14 protein-coding genes are annotated in these 20772 nt (G+C 38.1%); 8 read left to right on the top strand and 6 right to left on the bottom strand.

All coding sequences use genetic code 11. From position 1 onward, the window contains the following. Nucleotides 1-49: 49 nt before the first annotated feature. Nucleotides 50-814: a tyrosine-protein phosphatase gene (locus ACNI3T_RS01325; protein WP_418226292.1), complete on the bottom strand. Its 765-nt coding sequence runs from the start codon at nucleotides 812-814 to the stop codon at nucleotides 50-52. A gap of 51 nt (nucleotides 815-865) precedes the next feature. Here ACNI3T_RS01325 and ACNI3T_RS01320 point away from each other — a divergent pair, with 51 nt between their 5' ends. From ACNI3T_RS01320 to ACNI3T_RS01310, 3 genes are read left to right on the top strand one after another with little or no spacing between them, the layout of a single operon-like run. Next, nucleotides 866-2221 carry a capsule assembly Wzi family protein gene (locus ACNI3T_RS01320; RefSeq protein ID WP_418226291.1) on the top strand — a complete coding sequence of 452 codons (1356 nt, stop codon included), beginning with the start codon at nucleotides 866-868 and terminating at the stop codon, nucleotides 2219-2221. A gap of 52 nt (nucleotides 2222-2273) precedes the next feature. Further along, the gene (locus ACNI3T_RS01315) at nucleotides 2274-5213 is read left to right on the top strand and encodes a PAS domain-containing protein (protein WP_418226290.1); all 2940 of its coding nucleotides are present in this window, start codon (nucleotides 2274-2276) and stop codon (nucleotides 5211-5213) included. A 24-nt stretch (nucleotides 5214-5237) separates the two neighbouring features. After that, nucleotides 5238-5642 (top strand): response regulator, encoded by a 405-nt coding sequence (locus tag ACNI3T_RS01310; protein WP_418226289.1) that lies wholly within the window; start codon nucleotides 5238-5240, stop codon nucleotides 5640-5642. On the opposite strand, the gene ACNI3T_RS01305 is transcribed toward ACNI3T_RS01310, so the two are convergent. Next, entirely contained in the window at nucleotides 5611-6723 is a 1113-nt protein-coding gene (locus ACNI3T_RS01305; RefSeq protein WP_418226288.1) for an endonuclease/exonuclease/phosphatase family protein, read from the bottom strand. The two genes, ACNI3T_RS01310 and ACNI3T_RS01305, sit on opposite strands and share 32 nt — an antisense overlap. 377 nt (nucleotides 6724-7100) lie before the next feature. Between ACNI3T_RS01305 and ACNI3T_RS01300 the strand changes: the two genes are divergently transcribed. The 5 genes from ACNI3T_RS01300 (at nucleotide 7101) to thrC (ending at nucleotide 14682) form a co-directional block, all read left to right on the top strand. Further along, nucleotides 7101-8228: a vWA domain-containing protein gene (locus ACNI3T_RS01300; protein ID WP_418226287.1), complete on the top strand. Its 1128-nt coding sequence runs from the start codon at nucleotides 7101-7103 to the stop codon at nucleotides 8226-8228. Nucleotides 8229-8232: 4 nt separating this feature from the next. After that, the gene (locus ACNI3T_RS01295) at nucleotides 8233-9696 is read left to right on the top strand and encodes a magnesium chelatase (protein ID WP_418226286.1); all 1464 of its coding nucleotides are present in this window, start codon (nucleotides 8233-8235) and stop codon (nucleotides 9694-9696) included. A gap of 320 nt (nucleotides 9697-10016) precedes the next feature. Beyond that, a complete protein-coding gene (gene thrA, locus ACNI3T_RS01290) occupies nucleotides 10017-12464 on the top strand; it encodes a bifunctional aspartate kinase/homoserine dehydrogenase I (protein WP_418226285.1) in 2448 nt (815 codons plus the stop codon). Nucleotides 12465-12466: 2 nt separating this feature from the next. Further along, complete coding sequence (locus ACNI3T_RS01285; RefSeq protein ID WP_418226284.1) at nucleotides 12467-13387, top strand: homoserine kinase; 921 nt, start codon at nucleotides 12467-12469, stop codon at nucleotides 13385-13387. Beyond that, complete coding sequence (gene thrC / locus ACNI3T_RS01280; RefSeq protein ID WP_418226283.1) at nucleotides 13384-14682, top strand: threonine synthase; 1299 nt, start codon at nucleotides 13384-13386, stop codon at nucleotides 14680-14682. The genes ACNI3T_RS01285 and thrC overlap by 4 nt, the downstream gene beginning before the upstream one ends. Before the next feature lie 22 nt (nucleotides 14683-14704). Here the strand turns inward: thrC and ACNI3T_RS01275 are convergent, their stop codons facing one another. The 4 genes from ACNI3T_RS01275 to ACNI3T_RS01260 all read right to left on the bottom strand — a co-directional run bounded on the left by ACNI3T_RS01275 (nucleotide 14705) and on the right by ACNI3T_RS01260 (nucleotide 20770). Beyond that, on the bottom strand, nucleotides 14705-15196 hold the full coding sequence (locus ACNI3T_RS01275; RefSeq protein ID WP_418226282.1) for a hypothetical protein: 492 nt from the start codon (nucleotides 15194-15196) through the stop codon (nucleotides 14705-14707). 55 nt (nucleotides 15197-15251) lie between these two features. Next, nucleotides 15252-16742 (bottom strand): S10 family peptidase, encoded by a 1491-nt coding sequence (locus ACNI3T_RS01270; protein ID WP_418226281.1) that lies wholly within the window; start codon nucleotides 16740-16742, stop codon nucleotides 15252-15254. Between the two features lie 37 nt (nucleotides 16743-16779). Beyond that, nucleotides 16780-18786, bottom strand: a complete 2007-nt coding sequence (locus tag ACNI3T_RS01265; protein WP_322302482.1) for a monovalent cation:proton antiporter family protein — start codon at nucleotides 18784-18786, stop codon at nucleotides 16780-16782. Between the two features lie 115 nt (nucleotides 18787-18901). Then, the gene (locus tag ACNI3T_RS01260) at nucleotides 18902-20770 is read right to left on the bottom strand and encodes a M61 family metallopeptidase (protein WP_418226280.1); all 1869 of its coding nucleotides are present in this window, start codon (nucleotides 20768-20770) and stop codon (nucleotides 18902-18904) included. Nucleotides 20771-20772: the final 2 nt, after the last annotated feature.

The following is a 20772-nucleotide window of genomic DNA, read 5'->3' as shown; positions in this document are numbered from 1 at the left end:
GTAGACAAAGAATCTAGGTGGCAGCGTATTAAAAAACGTATTTCTAACTCTAACTAAAATGTTGTTGCATTAGAGTACGATTATTATCGCAGATTTTTGTAATGTTGTGAATATACTTAACTGGCACTTTGATTTCCTTAATCTTTTCAAGATGCGTGAGTTTATGAACATCGCTGCAAATGTATTCGATTAATCCGTTTTCAATTAATTGGTATGCCATCTTCTGTACACCTTTTCCGTAATGATTGGATAGGGAGAGCATATTGACCTGCATAAGGCAACCTCTTGTTCTTAGATCATGAAATTTGTTTAGGTCTTTAGAATGCATGTAAGTATATCTTTCCGGATGCGCTAGGATTGGAATTTTGGAATTATTCTGAAGTTTAAATAAAATCTGGTTCAGATTAATTGGCGCTTGGAAATACGACATTTCCACCAGAACCTTGTTATCTGTTACTGTAAGTAGATCATTATTTTCTAGAATTTCAAGAAAGTGCTGGTCCATCATATATTCAGCAGAATAGCTTAGTTTTTTAGGACCTGCATTATTATTTAGAATCTCTTTATAAGCTTCACCAATACTACTGGGAGTATTAGGATAAAATTCACCTATAATATGCGGAGTTGCCACAATATTATCAATTCCTATCTCTGAAAACCGCCTAAATAATTCCCGTGAAGTATCTACGCTATCTGAACCATCATCAATACCTGGCAAGGTATGATTGTGAAAATCTGGCATCCCTTCTATAAGGTCAACCAAATATTTACTTCTACTAAATATCGATAACATATAATCTATTTTACCGTTCAAAATTACAGATTTTAAATTCTAATTAGTAATATTTGCAACCCAAGTAGATCTATGAAGTATCCTTTTATTCTTTACATATTTTTAATCCTTGGCCTAAGTTCATCTGGTCAGGATTATTTTAATCTCGATGTGAAAGGAACTGCTGGGCTTTATAGTGGATCAGAATCCCCATTTTGGATGCATTCTAACCGTAGAGGTAGGCTAGACGAGAAAACTTTTTATAGCGGACTATTATCGGGTACGGCTATTTTTGAAATCGATAATACCAGGTCATTCCAGTTTGGTGGCGGATTTCTCTATAAAGATGGCTATGATGATGGTATTAAGATAGATGAAGCATATTTTAGTTATGTCTCACCTAAAATTAGAGTTGACATAGGTAAAAGGCAGCGCATTGATTTATACCAGGGTTTAAGTGTTAGCAATGAAAGTATTCTATGGTCGCTGAATGCATCACCTTTTCCAGGCGTATCTATTGAAACGGTTGAACCAATCTTCTTCAATTTTAAAGATTACGGATTGGGTTTTAAATTTTTTTTTGGTGAATATCTTCTGGATGATGATAGATATATAGATAGCCCTAGGTTACATCATAAAAGTGGACATTTAGTTTATAGAAGTCAGAAAGATTTCGAAGTGAGTCTCGGGTTGCAACAATTCGTGCAATGGGCAGGTGTTTCAGAGGAATTTGGAAGACTACCTCAGACCCTAGAAGACTATGGACGTGTAATCACAGGTAGAGCGGGAATAGACGACGTGGGTGGACAGGAAGTCAACGCACTCGGTAATCAAATTGGAAGTTATGAGTTGAAGGTAAGGTCAAAAATTAATGATCTGGATGTTGAATTCTTTTACAATCATATCTTCGAAGACGGCTCCGGTCTAAAAATGGGTAATCTTCCAGATGGACGGTACGGAATATATATTGAAGATAATAGAGATACTTTTTGGGGTAAAGATTGGGTAAAAGCTTTTATATACGAATTTCACTATACCAAGAATCAAAGTAGGAGCAGAAAAAGTTCTAATAGAGATGGGTCAGACGATTACTTTAATAATAATTTATATAAATCAGGTTGGACGTATCAGAATCTAGTCATAGGTAATCCATTTATATTAACCACAGAAGAACGCTATAGAATCGGAGTGAATATTATAACTGCACATCATGTAGGAATTACAGGAAATGCCTTTAACCTACCCTATAAAGCTTTACTCTCTTATCGTAAAAACTATGGTAGGAAGGATATATTTTTTGATCTTACACAAAAGGTAGTTTCTTCCTACCTGGAAGTTGAGTTAATGAAGGGCGATTATAACCTGTCAGCCTTTGTCGCTTCAGATATTAAAAACGTAGATCAATCTAATTTTGGTGCAGGTCTCAAATTCTCTAGATCTTTATTTTAGGTTAGGCTTCATATTTTTTGTATTTTCCTGAACCCAAACCTACTATAGTATCTTGAACTACGTTTCTATAAATTCTATTACAGAAACAGTGATCACCTTAAGCTATGCTAAGGGTGTCATTGCGTTTGATAATTCAGCAGCACAATTTTTTGAGGAAAACTTTTCTTCGGAAATCAGTCTGCGATGCACGCTATTCGCCCTTTTTCCTTCAGAACTTGCCGCACAGGTCAATGAAAAAATGACCTTTTGCAAGAAAGGTCGCTTTCAAACCCATACGTACCAAAAAGATACACATTCATCTGTCTATAGTTTTTATATAGCGCCTATTATGGGTGATGATAGGAAGATTAGTAGTGTTTCTTTATCAATAGAAAAGAATGACAATACATATAGAAAGAAGGAAGACCTGTTATTGAGAGAATTAAATTACAGTTCACAATTCTATACAAATCTTTTTTATCACAATCCAGATGCGGTTTTTCTTTTTGATCAAGAGGGAAAGTTCATAAATGTAAATGCACGATCTGCACAATTAGCCGAAACTACCGAAGAAAAATTGTTGCAAATGCACTTTTTACCGTTCATTCCTGAAGCAGAGAAGGACCAGGTTTTAGATTACTTCGGAAGAGCTCTGAATGGTGAGTCTCTTGATTTTCAATGCAGTTTTATTACAGCTAATGGAAATCACAGAATACTGGAGGTCAAAAATTTTCCAATTGTATTTCAGCAAGAAATTATCGGGGTATACGGAATTGCAAAAGATATTACAGAAAAACTCGAAACCGAACGTAAGCGACGTGCAGATAAACAAATGTTGCGCGCTATAATCGATAATATTCCGGATTATATTTTTGTAAAGGACCGGAATAACCGTTCTATCCTCACCAACAAAAAATTTGCGAATACTATATTAGGAATGGATGATCTACAAGCCAACTCAAATATCACTCCGTTCGACTATTTTGAGGAAACCAAAGCTAAAAAAATCATTGCCGATAATGATTTGGTAATGAATTCAGGTAAAGCAGTTTACAATCGCCAGGATGTAGTTGAAAAAGGTGATGGCAGTCGGGAGATGGTACTACTAACAAAAGTTCCTTTGAAAGATGCGGAAGATAATGTAATTGGTTTAGTAGGGATAGCAAGAAACAACACAGATGCTTTTCTGCAGAATAAAAGAAAGGATCTAATTCTTAAAACATTGAAGGCTTTTGGGGATAAAAGAACATTCCAGGATGCAACGATCAAAACGCTTGAGATATTCAGTAATGAATTAGGCTTTGACTATGCAGAAGCCTATAAGCTAAGTGCAAATAATATAGAATTGATCCGAACAGCTTACTGGCCTGAAAATATGGATCTTCAGCAAGGAGATTCTGAGAGCGTTCGTTATAAAAAAGATGAAGGTCTACCAGGTAAAGTATGGGCCTCTATGAGTATTGAAATTATTCATAAAGAAGATAATACAGGTCTGCTTAAAAATATGATGATAAATGAATCTGAATCAATACAAACTGCGGTTGGAATACCTATAATATTGCAAGGACGTTTGATCAGTATTCTTTGTTTTGGTTCTAAAGTTCACCGAAAAAAAATAGAACAATCTATATACACAGATGTTAGTATTCAGATAGCCTCGGCTATGGAAAGAAAACTGAGTCAGAATCAATTGTCAGACTTCTTTGAATATTCTCCAAACTTAATAGCGGTGATTGGGCTGGATGGATTTATTAAAATGGCGAATCCTGCTTTCGTGAAAACTTTTAATTATAGCACAGCTGAAATTTTATCACAACCATTTTCCACTTTCATTCATCCTGATGACCTGGATAAAACTTTCGAAGCTATCAATCTAATTTCTATTGGAGGAGAAGATTTCGAAATTCGCTGCAGGCAAAAGAATGGAGATTATATCTGGATATCCTGGCGTTTTTCAAGATTTTTTGAGAACGAAAATATAGTATACATCTATGGAACTAATGTTACCGCTATCAAAGATCATGAATCCTTACTAAGAAATAGTGAGAAGCGATTTAAGGCTCTGGTTCAGGAAGGTTCAGATCATATTGCAATTCTGGACCGTGAATGGAAATTTATTTATAATAGCCCAGGTACAGAGCAACTCTACGGCTTGTCTATAGATCAATTATTTCACACTTCTTTCGAACATAGCGTGTGTCATGATGATTGGCATAACATTGCCGGTATTCTGGAAGGTCTCAAAGAAGGACAAAGATTACAACTGCCAAGTTATAGAGTTAAGGATCAGGATGATAATATCCATTGGATCGAAACTATTGCAACAAATCTTTCTAACGAAGATGCAGTTGGCGGAATTGTACTCAATTCGAGGGATATTACAGAATTTATACTTCAGGAACGCCAGCTAATTGAAAGCCTTAAGCGTTATGATATAGTGGCCAAAGCTACAAGTGATATTATTACCGATTATCATATAGCGACTGGAATTATGAAAGTTAGTGACACCCTGGAAAAGGTTTTTGGTTGGACTTCTGAAGATGGTACTTTTACTTCGGAATGGTGGAATGATAAAATTCATCCTGAAGATTATAAAGAGGTAAGAAACTCTGCACAAGATCTTATTGAAAAGAATATTCAGAATCTAACCATTGAATATAGATTTCGATGCGTGGATGGTTCTTATAAATATGTCTTGGATCGAAGTCATTTGATGTTCGATGCTGAACAGAGACCAATAAGGATCATCGGCTCACTGCAGGATATCACTGAGAGAAAGAGTCATTTAATTGCCATTCAAAATCATAATAAACGATTAAAAGAAATAGCCTGGACTCAGTCACATGTAGTGCGTGCGCCACTCGCGAAGATCATGGGACTGGTAGATTTGATGATGAACTATCGAGAAGATTTAGATAACATCGATGAAATACTAGAAAATATATTAATTTCAGCGAATGAATTGGATGCTATCATCCGAGAAATTGCTGTGAAAACTGAAAACGAATTGTAGCAATCCCCAAAATTACCCTAAAATATGTTACGTACTATAATCATTGACGATGATGATATTGTCACCTTCCTACAAAAAAAGATTGTATCTAAAAGTGGACTGGATACTGATCCCTTAGTGTTTAAAGATGCGCATAAAGCTTTAGAATTTCTAGAATATGAAGCCAGTGAAGATCAGGAATACTTGATTATGCTTGATATAAATATGCCTGCTATGTCTGGATGGGAATTTTTAGACCACATCAAAAAATTGCCTTCAGATGAGCGCTTGCATGTAGTAATGGCAACTTCCTCTATAGATCGAAAGGACAAACGTGAAGCGGTAAATGATCCTCACGTAGTAGATTTCATTGAAAAACCACTTTCAGCCAGACACTGTGAAAAGTTAAAGGGAATCTCTAAGCTTGCACCCTATTTCCAAATGAGCTAAAGGGAATCTTCTCGACCAGAGGATTTGCAGTTTTAATTTTTTCTTCGGCCCAATCCTTTTCCTCTTCATCAGGTGCATCAGTGTCCTCATTGATCGCGCCTGCAATAGGTTCATGATTTAGCTTAATATACATAGGGAAATGGTCTGAACCAATACTTTTCTCCCGCGCGATTTCAATAAGTGTAAAGTCTCTTGTATGGAATACGTGATCCAGGGGCCACCTTAATAATGGGTAATCTGCGTGAAAAGTATTGAAGAAGCCTCTACCAATTCTTGGATCCATGAGTCCGCTCAACTTCTGAAAAAGTCTTGTAGTTCTTGACCAGGCTACATCATTCAGATCACCAAATACTAGAGTAGTATGTTTTTCACTGTCGATGTCACGACCTAACATCAAAAGTTCAGCATCTCGGTTAGTACTGGTATCACTTTCCGTAGGGCTGGGCGGCATCGGGTGTAGACAGTGAATGTTCACTTTCTTGCCACTTCTAAGTACTACCATTCCATGTATGGAAGGAATATCGTGCTGTACCAGATATCTTACTTTAATATCTTCCAATTCAAGTTTGGAATATAAGTGCATTCCATAAAGATTATCCATAGGAATCTTAACCGTATACTTATAATCTTTTTCGATAACCGACATTTCATCTTCCCAGCGTTGGTCAGATTCCAAGGTTAGAAGAATATCCGGATCACGATTTTTGACCAGTTCAATTAGCTTATCACTGCGTTTGTTAGGAGTAAGTACGTTACTAACTAAAATAGAAATTGAGGCATCTGCATCACTTCCTTTAAATTTCATAACCTGCTTCTTAGAAAGGTAGGTGTATGGATAAATTTTCACGAATTGATAAAGGAGACTAATGAAAAGCGCAGCTATGGCAATTAAATGCCAATCTTTACTGAAGTCGTAAACAAGGACAGAAGCAATAATTACACAAATGATCAAGAAGCTTATCTGAATCCTTGGGAAATCAAATCCACGAATCCACCATTGATCAAATCTGGTGGCTGATGCTATCGTGGGAATACACATTACTACTGTAAAAAAGATCAAGATAATCTCTCCTATGCTCATACTGGTCGTTTATGGTTGGTTATTAAGTGTAGGTTAATTCATTAGAGAATCATCCTATCCCTGTTATGCAGTGTAAAAATGTACTACAGGCCTCTAAGATAGTATTTGCATCGCAATTGTAAAAGAGAGCCTGAGTGCCGGAAGAATCGGGATGCTTTATTCTATTTCTAAGTGAATGGCTGAACCCTTATCAATACGAGCCTCCAAAGAATAATTTCAATTAACTTACTTGTGAACACCACAGGATAGACATTGGAATTTGTGACAAAAATAACATCCGAAGTTGAGAAAGTAGCTTATCTAAGTTAACATAACTTTAGTCTCTGTGTATCTTCAGGTGTTTTTAGATTCTTCTGAAAAGCATTAATTTTATTGTTATGAAAAAGAAGGAGAAAGAAGTAAGGGGCTTCGTTTTTAATAAATTCGAAGAACCTGAAAAGCCTGTATTCGACAGGCTTTTCGATATCTTTAAAGAGATTATTACCCACACCTCAGGAGATCTCGAAGAGGCTTTAGACTGGCTTAGACAATTGGATGAAGAGTATCAACTTACAACTGATGATTATACGATCGATGATTTCGTTGAAGAGCTGAAGCAGAAAGGTTACATTAAGGAAGAGATAGAACCAGATGGCAGCGGAGGAATGAGCATTACTGCGAAAACCGAACGCGCTATAAGAAAGCAAGCGCTGGAGCAGATCTTCGGAAGATTAAAAAAAGGTGGCGCAGGAAATCACAGAACTAACAAAACAGGTCGGGGAGATGAGCACACGGGTGACTTCCGGCAATACCAGTTTGGAGATTCTTTAAGTAGAATTTCTGTGACAGAAAGTCTTCGGAATGCACAGATAAACAATGGAATTGGTGAATTCAGTATGTCTGAAGAAGATCTGGTGGTAGAGGAAACTCATTTCAAATCACAAATGAGCACCGTACTTATGATCGATATAAGTCACAGTATGATTCTATACGGCGAAGATCGTATCACTCCAGCAAAGAAGGTTGCGATGGCACTTTCAGAATTAATTACTACGCGGTATCCTAAAGATACACTGGATATCCTGGTTTTCGGAAATGATGCCTGGCCGATATCTATTGCTGAATTACCATATCTAAAGGTTGGTCCCTACCACACCAATACGGTGGCAGGACTTGAATTAGCTATGGATCTCCTACGCCGAAAGAGAAATACCAACAAACAGATCTTTATGATCACCGATGGGAAGCCAAGTTGCATCAGGGAAAAGGATGGAACATACTACAAGAATAGTGTTGGACTGGATCCTTATGTAATCGATAAATGTTATAATAAAGCGAGGCAAGCAAGAAAGCTCAGAATTCCTATTACAACATTTATGATCGCCCAGGATCCATACCTTACCAGGTTTGTACAGGAATTTACCGCTGCTAATCAAGGGAAAGCATTCTATACTGGGCTTAAAGGATTGGGTGAAATGATCTTTGAAGATTACGAATCGAACAGAAAAAAAAGAATTAGAGGATAAAGCTATGAATACGAAAGATATCAAGACACTTGGAGCATTAAAATCTTCAGGTTACCAGACTAAGAGTATTAAAGACGAACTTAGAGATAACTTAAAAGTCAGAATAAAAGAAGGTAAAAAAGCTTTTGAAGGAATACACGGGTATGATTATACGGTGATCCCGGAGCTTGAACGTGCCATTCTATCAAAACATAATATTAATTTACTAGGATTACGCGGACAAGCAAAAACAAGACTTGCCAGGCTCATGGTGAATCTACTGGATGAATGGATTCCGGTAGTTGAAGGTTCAGAGATCAACGATGATCCTTTAAAACCAATTAGTCGCTATGCGCAGGAAAAAATCTCGGAAGAGGGTGACGAAACTCCAATAGAGTGGATGCATCGAGACGATCGGTTCTTCGAGAAGCTGGCGACTCCAGATGTTACTGTAGCAGATCTTATAGGTGATGTAGACCCTATCAAAGCTGCGAATTTGAGACTGAGTTATGCTGACGACCGCGTAATTCACTACGGAATGATTCCCCGGGCGAATAGAAGCATTTTTGTAATCAATGAGCTACCAGATCTGCAAGCCAGAATTCAGGTTGCTCTTTTCAATATCCTTCAGGAAGGTGATATCCAGATTAGAGGCTTCAAATTGCGTTTACCATTGGATATGCAGTTTGTGTTTACAGCCAACCCCGAAGATTATACGAATAGAGGAAGTATTGTAACTCCGCTGAAGGACAGGATAGGATCTCAAATTCTAACCCATTATCCACAGAATATTGATATCGCCAAAACCATTACGGCACAGGAAGCCAAAAAAGATGGTAGACAGGAAGATACGATCAAAGTTCCCGAGCTTGCGAAAGATCTTTTAGAACAAATTAGTTTCGAAGCCAGGGACAGTGAATATATAGATCATAAAAGTGGTGTAAGTGCGAGGATGAGTATTACCGCTTTCGAAAATTTATTAAGTACTGCAGAGAGACGTATCCTTAAAACCGGAAGTGAAGAAACTACTTTACGATTTGGTGATTTTCTTGGGGTTATTCCTGCAATCACTGGAAAAGTAGAACTCGTTTATGAAGGAGAGCAGGAAGGTGCAGCTTTCGTAGCCATGGAACTTATTGGTGCAGCGGTAAAAACCTTGTTCCCAGAGTATTTTCCGAAGATCGAAAAGCTTCAGAAGCCAGACGCAACTACACCATATGATGATCTGGTAGAATGGTTTTTTGAAAGTTCAGGTTTCGAATTGCCAGATGATCTAAGTGATTCAGAATATAAAGAACAACTAGATTCTATTGAACCTCTAAATGAACTTATTCAGAAGTATCAACCGAATATTGAAAATTCAGATAAATATTTTATGAAAGAGTTCTTATTATGGGCTTTGGTAGAACATAAAAAATTAAGTAAACAACGATTTTCTAAAGGTCTCAAGTTTAAAGATCTTTATGGAAGTTACATAAGCGGATTATAATCTTTATTTTTAAATAATTAATAATCAGCCTGATAATTTGAATTATCAGGTTTTTTTTTGTGCTATTTTGAGAATTCCGTAAATCTTCAATTCAATATGGTTTAAAATTTTGTCATGTAGAATTATTAAATACCTTTAAAATAAATAAGAACAGAATCGTGAATTTTTCAACTTCATTTATTAACATGATCCAGGAAGATACCTATTCTTCTGCAGTGACTATGTTTATCACGATTACAGGTATTACCCCTTGTGGGGTTCTAGCTATATAATACTCGTCCATACCTAATTTTATTTTAATCATTTAAATAATTTCAGCCATGCAAATCCTGAAATTTGGGGGGTCTTCTGTATCCTCTCCAGAGAGAATCAAGTCATTATCCAAACTAGTTCAACAGTATAGTAAGAATGAAAAAGTAGTTGTTGTTTTTTCAGCATTTGGAGGTGTAACCAACGATCTTTTAAGTGTAGCTACACTGGCTCGGGACCGCGATGATTCGTATAAAGAACTTCTGACTTCTATAGAAAAAAGACATTTGGAGGCGGTTCGGGAATTGCTGCCTGTCGACCAGCAGAGTGCTGTCTTAAGTAAGGTGAAATCATTTATAAATCATCTGGAAACGCTCTGTGAAGGGGTTTTTCTGTTAAGTGAACTTTCAGATAAAACGACTCATGTGATCTCCGGTTTCGGAGAAATGCTTAGTACCGAAATCATTTCGGTTTATCTTAAGTTGAGCGAAAAGAATACATTATTGGTAGATGCACGAGAACTTATTGTTTGCCGCAACTTTAAGGAAAAAGTGCAGGTAAGCTACGAACCGTCGAACACAAAAATTCGTCAGTATTTTAATAAATATGATGCTCAGATCTATGTAGTTCCTGGTTTTATTTCGAAAAATTCTGAAGGCGTTCCCAGTACTCTAGGAAGAGGTGGCTCAGATTTTACTGCCGCGATCCTTGGTGCGGCTCTCAATCTCAAAAAGGTTTATATCTATACTGATGTAAACGGAATGTACACCGCAAATCCAAATTTGGTTTCACAGGCCTATCCATTGGAACATATCTCGTATGAAGAGGCCATGGAGCTTTCTCATTTTGGTGCCAAAGTACTTTATCCTCCAACTTTACAACCGCTTATAAATCAGAACATTGAAATCAATATAAAATCTACGTTTGACCCGGAAAGTCATGGAACAATAATTTCCCGTTCCAGCAAAAAGAACTTTAGATGGGTAACTGGTATCACCCATATTGATGCGATCAGTTTGCTGAACGTGGAGGGTAGTGGCATGGTTGGTATCCCAGGGTTTTCTAAAAGACTTTTTGAAGCGCTTTATTTATCAGGGATTAATGTTGTGCTTATCACTCAGGCTTCTTCGGAACATAGTATTTGTATCGCAGTAAGGGATGAAGAAGCTTTGGAAGCTAGAAATGTACTGAATGATGCATTTGAAGCTGAAGTTTCTTCCGGTAAGATCAAGGCCGTAAAAATTGAAGATGATGTTGCGATTATTGCTCTGGTAGGTGATCGTATGAAAAGTCATCATGGTCTTAGTGGTAAAATGTTTAGCGCTTTAGGACATAATAATATCAACATCAGGGCAATTGCCCAGGGTGCTTCAGAGAGAAATATTTCAGCTGTCATTGCGAAAAAGGATGTAACTAAAGCTCTAAATCTATTGCATGAAGAGTTTTTTGAAGTGCCTTCTAAAGAATTGAATTTGTTCATTACCGGAGTAGGAAACGTGGGTGGTAAACTTTTACAGCAACTTCAGAAGCAGGAAGCATATTTACTTCAGAAGTTAAGATTGAAAGTTCGGGTTCTGGGAATCTCAAATTCCCGAAAAATGCTCTTTTCTGAAAATGGTATCGACCTTAACTCCTGGCAGAATGATCTAGCTAACGCTGATGAATGCTCACCAGAAGCTTTTTTTGAATCTATTAAAAAATTAAACCTGCGAAACAGCATATTTGTAGATAATACTGCGAGTGAAGTAATCGCCGGGTGGTACAAACATTACCTCAGAAACTCGATTTCGGTAGTTACCTGTAATAAGATCGCCTGCGCGGATTCTTTTGAAAACTATCAGGAATTGCAGGATCTTGCCAGGGAATATGGAGCTTCCTTTCTTTATGAGACTAATGTTGGTGCAGGGTTGCCAATTATAGATACACTACAAAATCTAATGGCTTCCGGAGATCAAATCAGGAAGATCCAGGCGGTACTCTCCGGGAGTTTGAATTTTGTCTTCAATAATTATAAAGCTGAAGAGCCTTTCCATAGTATTGTACGTCAGGCGATGGAAGAAGGGTTTACCGAGCCAGATCCAAGAATTGATCTTAGCGGAGTAGATGTAGCTCGAAAGATTTTAATTCTGGCCAGAGAATCGGGACTTAGCCTTGAACTGGAGGATATTGAAAAAGATAGTTTCTTATCTGAAGCCAGCCTGAATGCGGCAGATAATGCTGAATTTTTTGAGATCATTGAGAAAGATGAAGCAAGCTTTCAGAAAATGTATCGTGAAGCAGAAGCTGAAGGTGCCGAACTCAAATATGTAGCTCAATTAGAGAACGGAAAGGCTAAAGTCGGGTTGCAAAAAGTTCATGCACAGCATCCTTTCGCCAATCTGAGTGGGAGTGATAACATTGTACTGTTCTTTACAGAACGTTATCCTGAGCAGCCATTAATTGTGAAAGGGGCTGGTGCGGGAGCAGATGTAACTGCCTCGGGAATTTTTGCAGATGTGATTAGAATCGGTAAAAGCTAGTTATGGAAGAAATTAAAATTTTCGCTCCGGCTACCGTGGCAAACTTATCCTGTGGTTTTGATGTACTTGGATGTTGTCTGCAGAACGTAGGTGACGAGATGCTGGTAAAAAAGAATGATCTAAATGAGCTTCGTATTACTAAAATTACTGGCGCAGATCTTCCAATGGAAATTCATAAGAACGTTGCTGGTGTTGCCGTTCTCGCTCTTCTGGAAAGACTTGATTCGAAGCAGGGTTTTGATATCGAGATCGATAAAAAGATTCGGTCTGGAAGCGGAATTGGGAGTAGCGCTGCAAGTTCTGCAGGAGCAGTTTATGCAGTTAATAAACTTCTTGACGATCCTTTTACTAGCAAGGAGTTGATCGAGTTTGCGATGCAGGGTGAATTACTTGCCAGTGGCAATGCTCATGCAGATAACGTTGCTCCGGCTCTACTCGGTGGCTTTAGTCTGGTTAGAAGTTACGATCCACTGGAAATTCTTGCACTACCTGCACCTTCCGAGATAAGAATGGTCGTTCTTCATCCAATGATAGAAATTAAAACCCGGGAATCCCGGGCAATCATAAAACAGAATGTTACCCTAGCATCGGCCATAGCTCAATGGGGAAATCTGGGAGCTTTTGTAAGCGCGCTTTATACCTGTGACTATGAGCTTATGGGAAGAAGTCTACACGACGCTATTGTAGAACCTGTTCGTTCCATTTTGATCCCATACTTCGATGACTTGAAAAAACTTGCTTTAGATAAAGGAGCCCTGGGCTTTGGAATTTCAGGTTCAGGACCTTCAGTTTTCGCAATGTGTCAAGGTGATACTGCCGCAGAAGAGGTGAGGGCAGGATTCGTCGATTTTCTTCAGGATAAGGAAATGGGATTCGAACTGCATGTTTCAGAAATTAATAAATCAGGAATCAGAATATTATGAAGTACTATAGTCTTAACAATAAAGAACATCATAGCAATTTTGAAAATGCGGTGGTACGCGGACTTGCACCCGACAAAGGACTTTATTTTCCAGAGAGCATTCCGCAGTTATCGAGCGAATTCATAAGCAACCTGAAGAGCCTGAATTCCACAGAAATTGGGATGCATGTCATTTCTCCATTCGTTAGCAATGAAATTCCTGAGACTGAGCTTCAAAAAATCCTGGAAGAAACGCTTTCCTTCAATTTTCCGGTGAAAAAGATTGAGCCAGATGTTTCAGTGCTGGAATTATTCCATGGTCCAACCCTGGCCTTTAAGGATGTAGGTGCACGATTTATGGCAGGTAGTCTTGGCTATTTTATTAAGAAGGGAAATTTAGGAAAGGTCACCGTATTAGTAGCAACTTCAGGTGATACTGGTGGCGCTGTGGCTAATGGTTTTCTAGGTGTTGATGGGATCGATGTGGTCATTCTTTACCCAAAAGGAAAGGTGAGTGGAATTCAGGAGAAACAATTAACCACTCTGGGAGAAAACATACAGGCGATCGAAGTTGATGGAAATTTCGATGATTGCCAGGGAATGGTAAAAAAAGCTTTTCTCGATAGTGAAATCACAGATCGTCGGCAACTTACCTCAGCGAACTCGATCAACCTGGCTAGATGGTTACCTCAAATGTTCTATTACTTCCTTGCCTACAGGCAGTTAGAAACAAAAAATAAGGTAGCTTTTTCAGTGCCAAGTGGAAATTTTGGAAATCTTTGCGCAGGACTACTGGCAAAAAAGATGGGGTTACCTATAGATACATTTGTCGCGGCTAATAATGCCAATGATACGGTAACCAGGTTTATGGAATCTCAGGATTACCAAGCTAAACAAAGTGTCCAGACCATTTCGAATGCTATGGATGTTGGTGATCCCAGTAACTTCGTACGTATCCTGGAATTATTCGGACATCACTTTAAAGATCTCAAGAAACATTTGATGGCTATGAGCTATACCGACTCCGAGACTAATACAGCCATTAGATCGGTTTACGAAAAACACAATTATTTGATGGATCCTCATGGAGCTGTTGGTTACCTTGGTCTTAAGGACTTTTTGAAGATAAATCCTGAATATGACGGCGTGTTTTTAGAAACAGCGCATCCAGTCAAATTTCTGAAAACTGTAGAAAAAGCTTCCGGAGCAATAGTAAGTATACCCGAGTCTATAGTAGGAATTCTGAATAAAAAGAAGAAATCCTTTCAGCTTAGCACGTATGGCGAGTTGAAAGAATTTCTTCTGGAAGATTATTAATAATAGAATGTAAGATGACTTACTATTTGACCTTGTTCAGGGTAATACTTCCTATACAATTCTCAGCAGGTCCGCAGGGATCAAAAATAAATGTAAGAGTATTTTGTTCCAATTCAAAATTGAAACTCCATTCTATATCCCCTTCATTTAGACTTAATTCCTGCAAAGATTGTAGAGCTCCAGAATCATCTTGAGAAATCCATCTGTCTGATACTAAAGAAAGTCGGTTGTTGCTGATTGTAAAAGTTCCGAGTTCCTTGAACATATACCCTGCAATCTCAGAAGTATCAATAGCTCGAATGAAAGTAAAACTTTCGAATTTACCATTATCCAGAAATTTATATTGAATCACATACTCGTAGTTCAAATTTTCATCCAATCCATCAAATTCAATAGGATCTAACGTGGAAGTCTTTTCCCAGATGCCTTCAATTGCAGTGTCTGATATAGTTTCGTCATCACTAGAGCATCCAGTAAGAAATAAAACGGAGAGTAATATCAATAAATTTTTCATGAGATATACTTGTTTCTTATTGGATGCTTCAATATGGATTTAGTTGCGTTAAAATTTAATATTTAGCCGACTGATCCTTTGCAGGCAACGTGTTATTGATAAAATCGCGAAGATCATCATTAGCTTTTTGGAGATCTTCGCTTCTTAGGTACATCATATGTCCGCTTCGGTAACCTTTAAAACTAAGACGATCCTTCATTCTACCACTTTGATCAAGTTGCCACATGCTGTATTTCGCATTGAAATAGGTGGTAGCCCCATCAAAGTAACCAGATTGAATTAGAACATCCAGATTGGGGTTTTGCGCCATAGCCTGTCTTAGCATCTCTCCGGAATTATTATCACTACGATCCCATGGGTGAACAGGGCCGAACATAAAGTACTTTAGATCAGTATTGAACTGAAGATCATTTCGTAAATAATGATTGATCGCAGGAGTGAAAGAATGTAACCACGAAGTCAACTCTGAATTGTAATCTGGAGAATCCCCTGAATTCCTGGCGTCGAGACCTTTGTAACGAGAATCCAATCGGCCAACGGTGTAACCCTCTTTATCTCTTAATAGTTCTTTCCAGAAATACTGAAAAGGTACTTCCATATTATTCTGAAGAATGACCTCCTTTTTAATACCGGAATATTCAGCCATTTTTTCTGCGACTTCGTTCTTTTTTTTAGCGTCTACAAAACCACCTTTCATAAGAACCGGCAAAAGTTCATTGATTGCATAAGACTCTACTTCCGGTAAAAGCTCTTCAAGATCTTTTTGTTGTAATTTTGAAGGTAGCATTTTATGGTACCACGCAGCCGCGGCAAAGTAAGGAAGCCTGTTGGCTACCTCAACCGGACCTTCCCGATCTATACCAATTTCAGTAGGAGAAACGAGAATTACGCCGTTTAAATACATCCACTGACTATTTTGCAATTCCAGAGCCAATCCAGAAACACGGGTGGTTCCATAGCTTTCACCAATGAGGTATTTTGGTGATAGCCATCTATTTTTCCTGGTTACAAAAGTACTTAGCCATTCAGCCAGGTAAGTGATATCTGCCTGCACTCCAAAAAACCTCTCTTTGTCAACATTACCTTCAGCATCAGGGATAGGTCTTGAAAACCCTGTATTTACAGGGTTCACATAAACGATATCTGCAACGTCCAGAATAGAGTGAGGGTTTTCTTTAATTCCATAAGGTTGCACAGGAAAACCTTCATCATCGATCTTCAAAACCCTTGGACCAGTATAGGCAATATGCATCCAAACGGAAGCAGAACCGGGTCCACCATTAAAGGAAATGACCAATGGGCGGTCTTCAGTATTATTTACATTTTTACACTTATAACAGGTATAAAATAGACTGGCAATTGGAGTTCCGCTTTCATTCCAGAGCGGCATCATACCAGTTTCCGCAGTATAGTCAATAGATTTCCCATTTATTTTTACTGAATGACTGGTAGTCACCATAGTGTCCTGTGGAATCTCAACTTTTTGTGCCATGGCACTGGAAGAGAAGAAAGTAAATGCGACAATGAGTAAATGTATTTTTTTCATATTTGGTTTAAGTATTATTGCTGAAGAGCATATTAATTTACTTGAAAGAAAGTTGGTCATTTAGATGGTTGATATTACTAGGATGACCAAACAGGTATAATAAATCACCTTGTTCAATAATTGTTTTTGGTGAAATCTCAGTTAAATACCTGCGATCTCTCTGTATCGCAAGCAAGGTGACCTGAAAGTTCTTTCCAATACCAGAATCTTCGATGGATTTTCCTACGATCTGCCGGTTGTCCCGATTCACTTTTAGAGTAACGATCTCCCTGTTCGGAATGTTCAGGTGTTGCAGGGCAGGGGAGTGCGGTCTTTTCTTCATGGAAGTCAGCATCTCATAATCTGAAGATCTAATTTGGTTAATAAACTCCTGAATTTCGTCAAACGGCACAAGATATTTCTTAAGAACCCTGGTGAAAATCTCAATGGAAGTTTCAAATTCTTCCGGGATCACTTCGTCTGCACCCAATCTCAGGACTTCTTCCATTTCTTTGACATACTTGGTACGAACAATAATAGTAGCGGTTTTGGTTAATTGTCTTATTGAAGTAAGCATTTTTCTGGTCGCACCAGCATCTGATATTGCAATTACGATAACCCTGGCTTCCTGCACATGTGCATGCTTCAGGATCGTTGTATTGATAGCGTCCCCGAATATGACAGGTTCTTTGAGTTCTTTTGCTTTATCAAAAGCTTCCGGATTTGCATCAATGATTACGTATGGAATTTCAGCCTTTTGAGCAGCTTTGGATATGTTGGAACCATTGATACCGTATCCAATAAGTACAAGATGATCCTTCAGATTCTCTTCGGAAAATTCTTCATCAGCCTTAGTGCTTCTCTTGATGTTTTCCAGTCTTTTTCTAACTGCTGGAGGAATCGGTGCCTTCAGAAGTGCATAGGTGATCCTTGGAGCAGATTCAATCAGGAAAGGAGTAATACCCATCGTAATAATAGAAATCGCCAGGAAATACTGATAAATATTTTCAGGAATAATACCACTTTCTTTTCCTACTCCAGAAAGTAACAGGGAGAATTCACCAACCTGGAAGAGACTAAATATAGCCAGGAACATGGTTCTCGCCGGAAACTTCAGAATTAGTACAGTTACTCCAATAACAAGCATTTTCAGTAACACAACTGCGAGTACAAGACCAATAATAATCAGAATATTTTCAGCAAAGAAATCAAGGTTTAGCAAAGTCCCCACAGAGATAAAGAAAAAGCTGATGAATATTTCTCTAAATGGTAATACGTTAGCGGTAGCCTGGTGACTGTAATCTGATTCAGAAATAATGAGTCCGGCGAAAAACGCTCCCAAAGCTAATGATAAACCGACCGTAGAAGTTAACCATGCCACCCCAAAACAGAATACGACGACCGTAAGAATAAATAATTCCTGGTTCTTTGTCTTTACGACCCATCCAAAGATCTTAGGCGCGACATACTTTGCAAGAATATATACGATCACCAATACCAGTAAGATCTTTAAGATCATGATCCCTACTGTGGTAAGAATATTTGGAGTTTCTCCGGCTAGCAAGGGTGTAAAAAGCATCATAGGAACTACCACGATATCCTGGAAAATAAGGATTCCTAAACCTATTTTTCCGTGTGGTGTGGAAATTTCCCCTTTCTCCTGAAGTAGTTTTAAAACGATCGCCGTACTACTTAAACTAAACAGGAACCCCAGGAAAATAGAGGTGTTCAAAGGTAATCCTAAGGCGGTTGATATTCCTGCAGTAGCAAGAATGGTACCTCCAACCTGTAATCCACCACCAAGAAATATGATCTTCTTGATGGACGCCAGACCTTTCAATGATAATTCGATCCCAATAACGAAAAGCAGGAAAATAATTCCTATTTCTGAAAGCAATTCTACATCATGCTGCGAACTAATTAAATTAAAAGCATGTGGGCCGGCTATGATTCCAGCAAGAAGAAATCCGAGAATTGCCGGTAGTTTCAACTTCTGGAATACGAGAATGATCACGATCGATAATCCTAGTATAATAACAATATCCTGAAGGATTGGAATTTCCATATTTTGGCTGGTTAATTAGTTTTTAAAGATAAAAATATTGCGAGAGCGACTCTAGCATTTAAACAAAAAAAGCGGCAGTAAAAACTGCCGCTCTATATGAAATACCTGGATTTGATTAACCCTTCAACCAGGCATTTCGCAATTCAATTTTATCACCATCTGCATTCTGTACTTCGCTTAAAGTCATTTGGGTATCCATAGGTGTAGATACTTTGGCTTTCAACTGCATCTCTTCTTCATTACGAACAATGGTCATGGTAAAGTCATCTCCTTCCTTCCATTCCTGGGACTTGCGTATAAGTTCATAAACATTCTGAATAGAATAATCCTCACCATTTACGCTTTTGATCACGTCACCGCCTTCAACTCCAAGCTCCTTCAGGAAAGTATTAAACTCTGTATCTCCACGGAAAACGATCTCCTTGGTTTCCTGATTTGCAGTGATGTAAGGCTGCTGACCTTTCAGAAAGAAACCAACTTCCGTCATCTGCTCCTGTTCCTCAATTCCAGCCTTTGCAAAAAACTTGTCATAAGGAATTGGTGTTTCACCGGTAACATACTGGTCAAAGAAATTCTGAATTTCAGGATATGTAAGTTCAACGATCGTAGGAATCAATTCATCATCATTAAATGGTTTGTCTTTCCCGTACTTAGCATTCAATTTTTTCATAAGATCCAGAATTCCCATATTTCCACCGCTAAGTTCTCTTAGCCTGATGTCAAGAGCCATTCCTATAAGCGCTCCCTTCAGGTAAACATTGTAATAGGAATCTTTATACTCATCTGTAAGTATGTTTTCACTCATTACAGTAAATGGAACAGTGTCATCAAATCTTTTTGAAGTTGTGATCTTCTGATTCATTCGCTTGTAGAACTCTTTGTTGTCTATAAGTCCTTGATTTACCTGGAATAGATTCGCGAAATATTCTGTTACACCTTCATAAAGCCATAAATGCTTGGACATTTTGGGATCATTATAATCGAAATAATGAACCTCGTTAGAATGAATTCCAAGTGGCGTAATAATATGGAAAAATTCATGCGATACGATATCGGTCATGCTCTTATCCAGAGAAGATGCATCCATAGATTCTGGCATTACCACCACAGTTGAGGTATGATGTTCCAGAGCTCCATAGTTCGAAGCATCTCCTTCACCTTCGGAAAGGTATACAAGAATGGCATATTTATCTGTAGAGTTTATATCACCTAGAAATTCCTTTTGTGCACGGATCATTCTCTCCATCCCAGGCTTTAAAGTCTGAGCTGAATGTTTTTCATTTGGTGAATAAACACTAAGTAAGACCTGCATGTTTTCTACCATAAAACTGGTAGTGTCTGGCTTTGAATACATGATCGGGTTATCTATCACTTCAAAGTACCTGTCCAGGTTGTAAATATCTGTTTTAGAGTTTCCTTTTTCTGAATCTTCTGTAGAAGCGATAGTAAGAGAAGTTCCTGCTACAAGATCCTCAGGACGTACGATCTCAAGCTGGTATTTCTTTTCAGTCATTCCGTCGAAATAACCTACGAAACCATGAAGATTCAAAAGGAAGTTTTTATCCTTTAAAATATTCGTTCCTGCCATGGAATAAACACCGCCTTCTTCTTCCCAGTCGAAAGAGTCGTTTACCAGGTACATAACTTTATCAAGGTTTGCCGCCTTTTCGATCTTATAACTATTATCATCCGGCTTTTCGAAGCTCAATTCGTTTCCTTTATAGTCAATAGCTTTGAAGGATTCTGTAAATTTCCCGTAGTTATCTTCAGAATAGGTTCCGGGAACAGTTTTCGGGATATTGAATATGGTAGATTCGGTTTTAAATTCTGCCGGGTCCACGGTAACCCATACTTTGTCATTTTGAACGTTTACCAGATCAAGTTGAGCCAGAACTGGCTTTTCAATAGTTGCCTGGGGATTTTTCTGAGTCTTACAAGCGAACAACATTGAAGCTGCAGCCAGACCCATTACTAATTTTTTCATAT

This window comes from Christiangramia qingdaonensis, assembly GCF_048381525.1.
Classification (GTDB): Bacteria; Bacteroidota; Bacteroidia; order Flavobacteriales; family Flavobacteriaceae; genus Christiangramia.
This window is presented reverse-complemented; position numbering and strand designations above follow the sequence as displayed.

Excerpts from the sequence above, each read along its gene's own strand:
- ACNI3T_RS01320 (WP_418226291.1), top strand. The coding sequence starts at position 866 with ATGAAGTATCCTTTTATTCTTTACATATTTTTAATCCTTGGCCTAAGT.
- ACNI3T_RS01310 (WP_418226289.1), top strand. The coding sequence starts at position 5,238 with ATGTTACGTACTATAATCATTGACGATGATGATATTGTCACCTTCCTA.
- ACNI3T_RS01305 (WP_418226288.1), bottom strand. The coding sequence starts at position 6,723 with ATGAGCATAGGAGAGATTATCTTGATCTTTTTTACAGTAGTAATGTGT.
- ACNI3T_RS01300 (WP_418226287.1), top strand. The coding sequence starts at position 7,101 with ATGAAAAAGAAGGAGAAAGAAGTAAGGGGCTTCGTTTTTAATAAATTC.
- ACNI3T_RS01295 (WP_418226286.1), top strand. The coding sequence starts at position 8,233 with ATGAATACGAAAGATATCAAGACACTTGGAGCATTAAAATCTTCAGGT.
- thrA (WP_418226285.1), top strand. The coding sequence starts at position 10,017 with ATGCAAATCCTGAAATTTGGGGGGTCTTCTGTATCCTCTCCAGAGAGA.
- ACNI3T_RS01285 (WP_418226284.1), top strand. The coding sequence starts at position 12,467 with ATGGAAGAAATTAAAATTTTCGCTCCGGCTACCGTGGCAAACTTATCC.
- thrC (WP_418226283.1), top strand. The coding sequence starts at position 13,384 with ATGAAGTACTATAGTCTTAACAATAAAGAACATCATAGCAATTTTGAA.
- ACNI3T_RS01275 (WP_418226282.1), bottom strand. The coding sequence starts at position 15,196 with ATGAAAAATTTATTGATATTACTCTCCGTTTTATTTCTTACTGGATGC.
- ACNI3T_RS01270 (WP_418226281.1), bottom strand. The coding sequence starts at position 16,742 with ATGAAAAAAATACATTTACTCATTGTCGCATTTACTTTCTTCTCTTCC.
- ACNI3T_RS01265 (WP_322302482.1), bottom strand. The coding sequence starts at position 18,786 with ATGGAAATTCCAATCCTTCAGGATATTGTTATTATACTAGGATTATCG.
- ACNI3T_RS01260 (WP_418226280.1), bottom strand. The coding sequence starts at position 20,770 with ATGAAAAAATTAGTAATGGGTCTGGCTGCAGCTTCAATGTTGTTCGCT.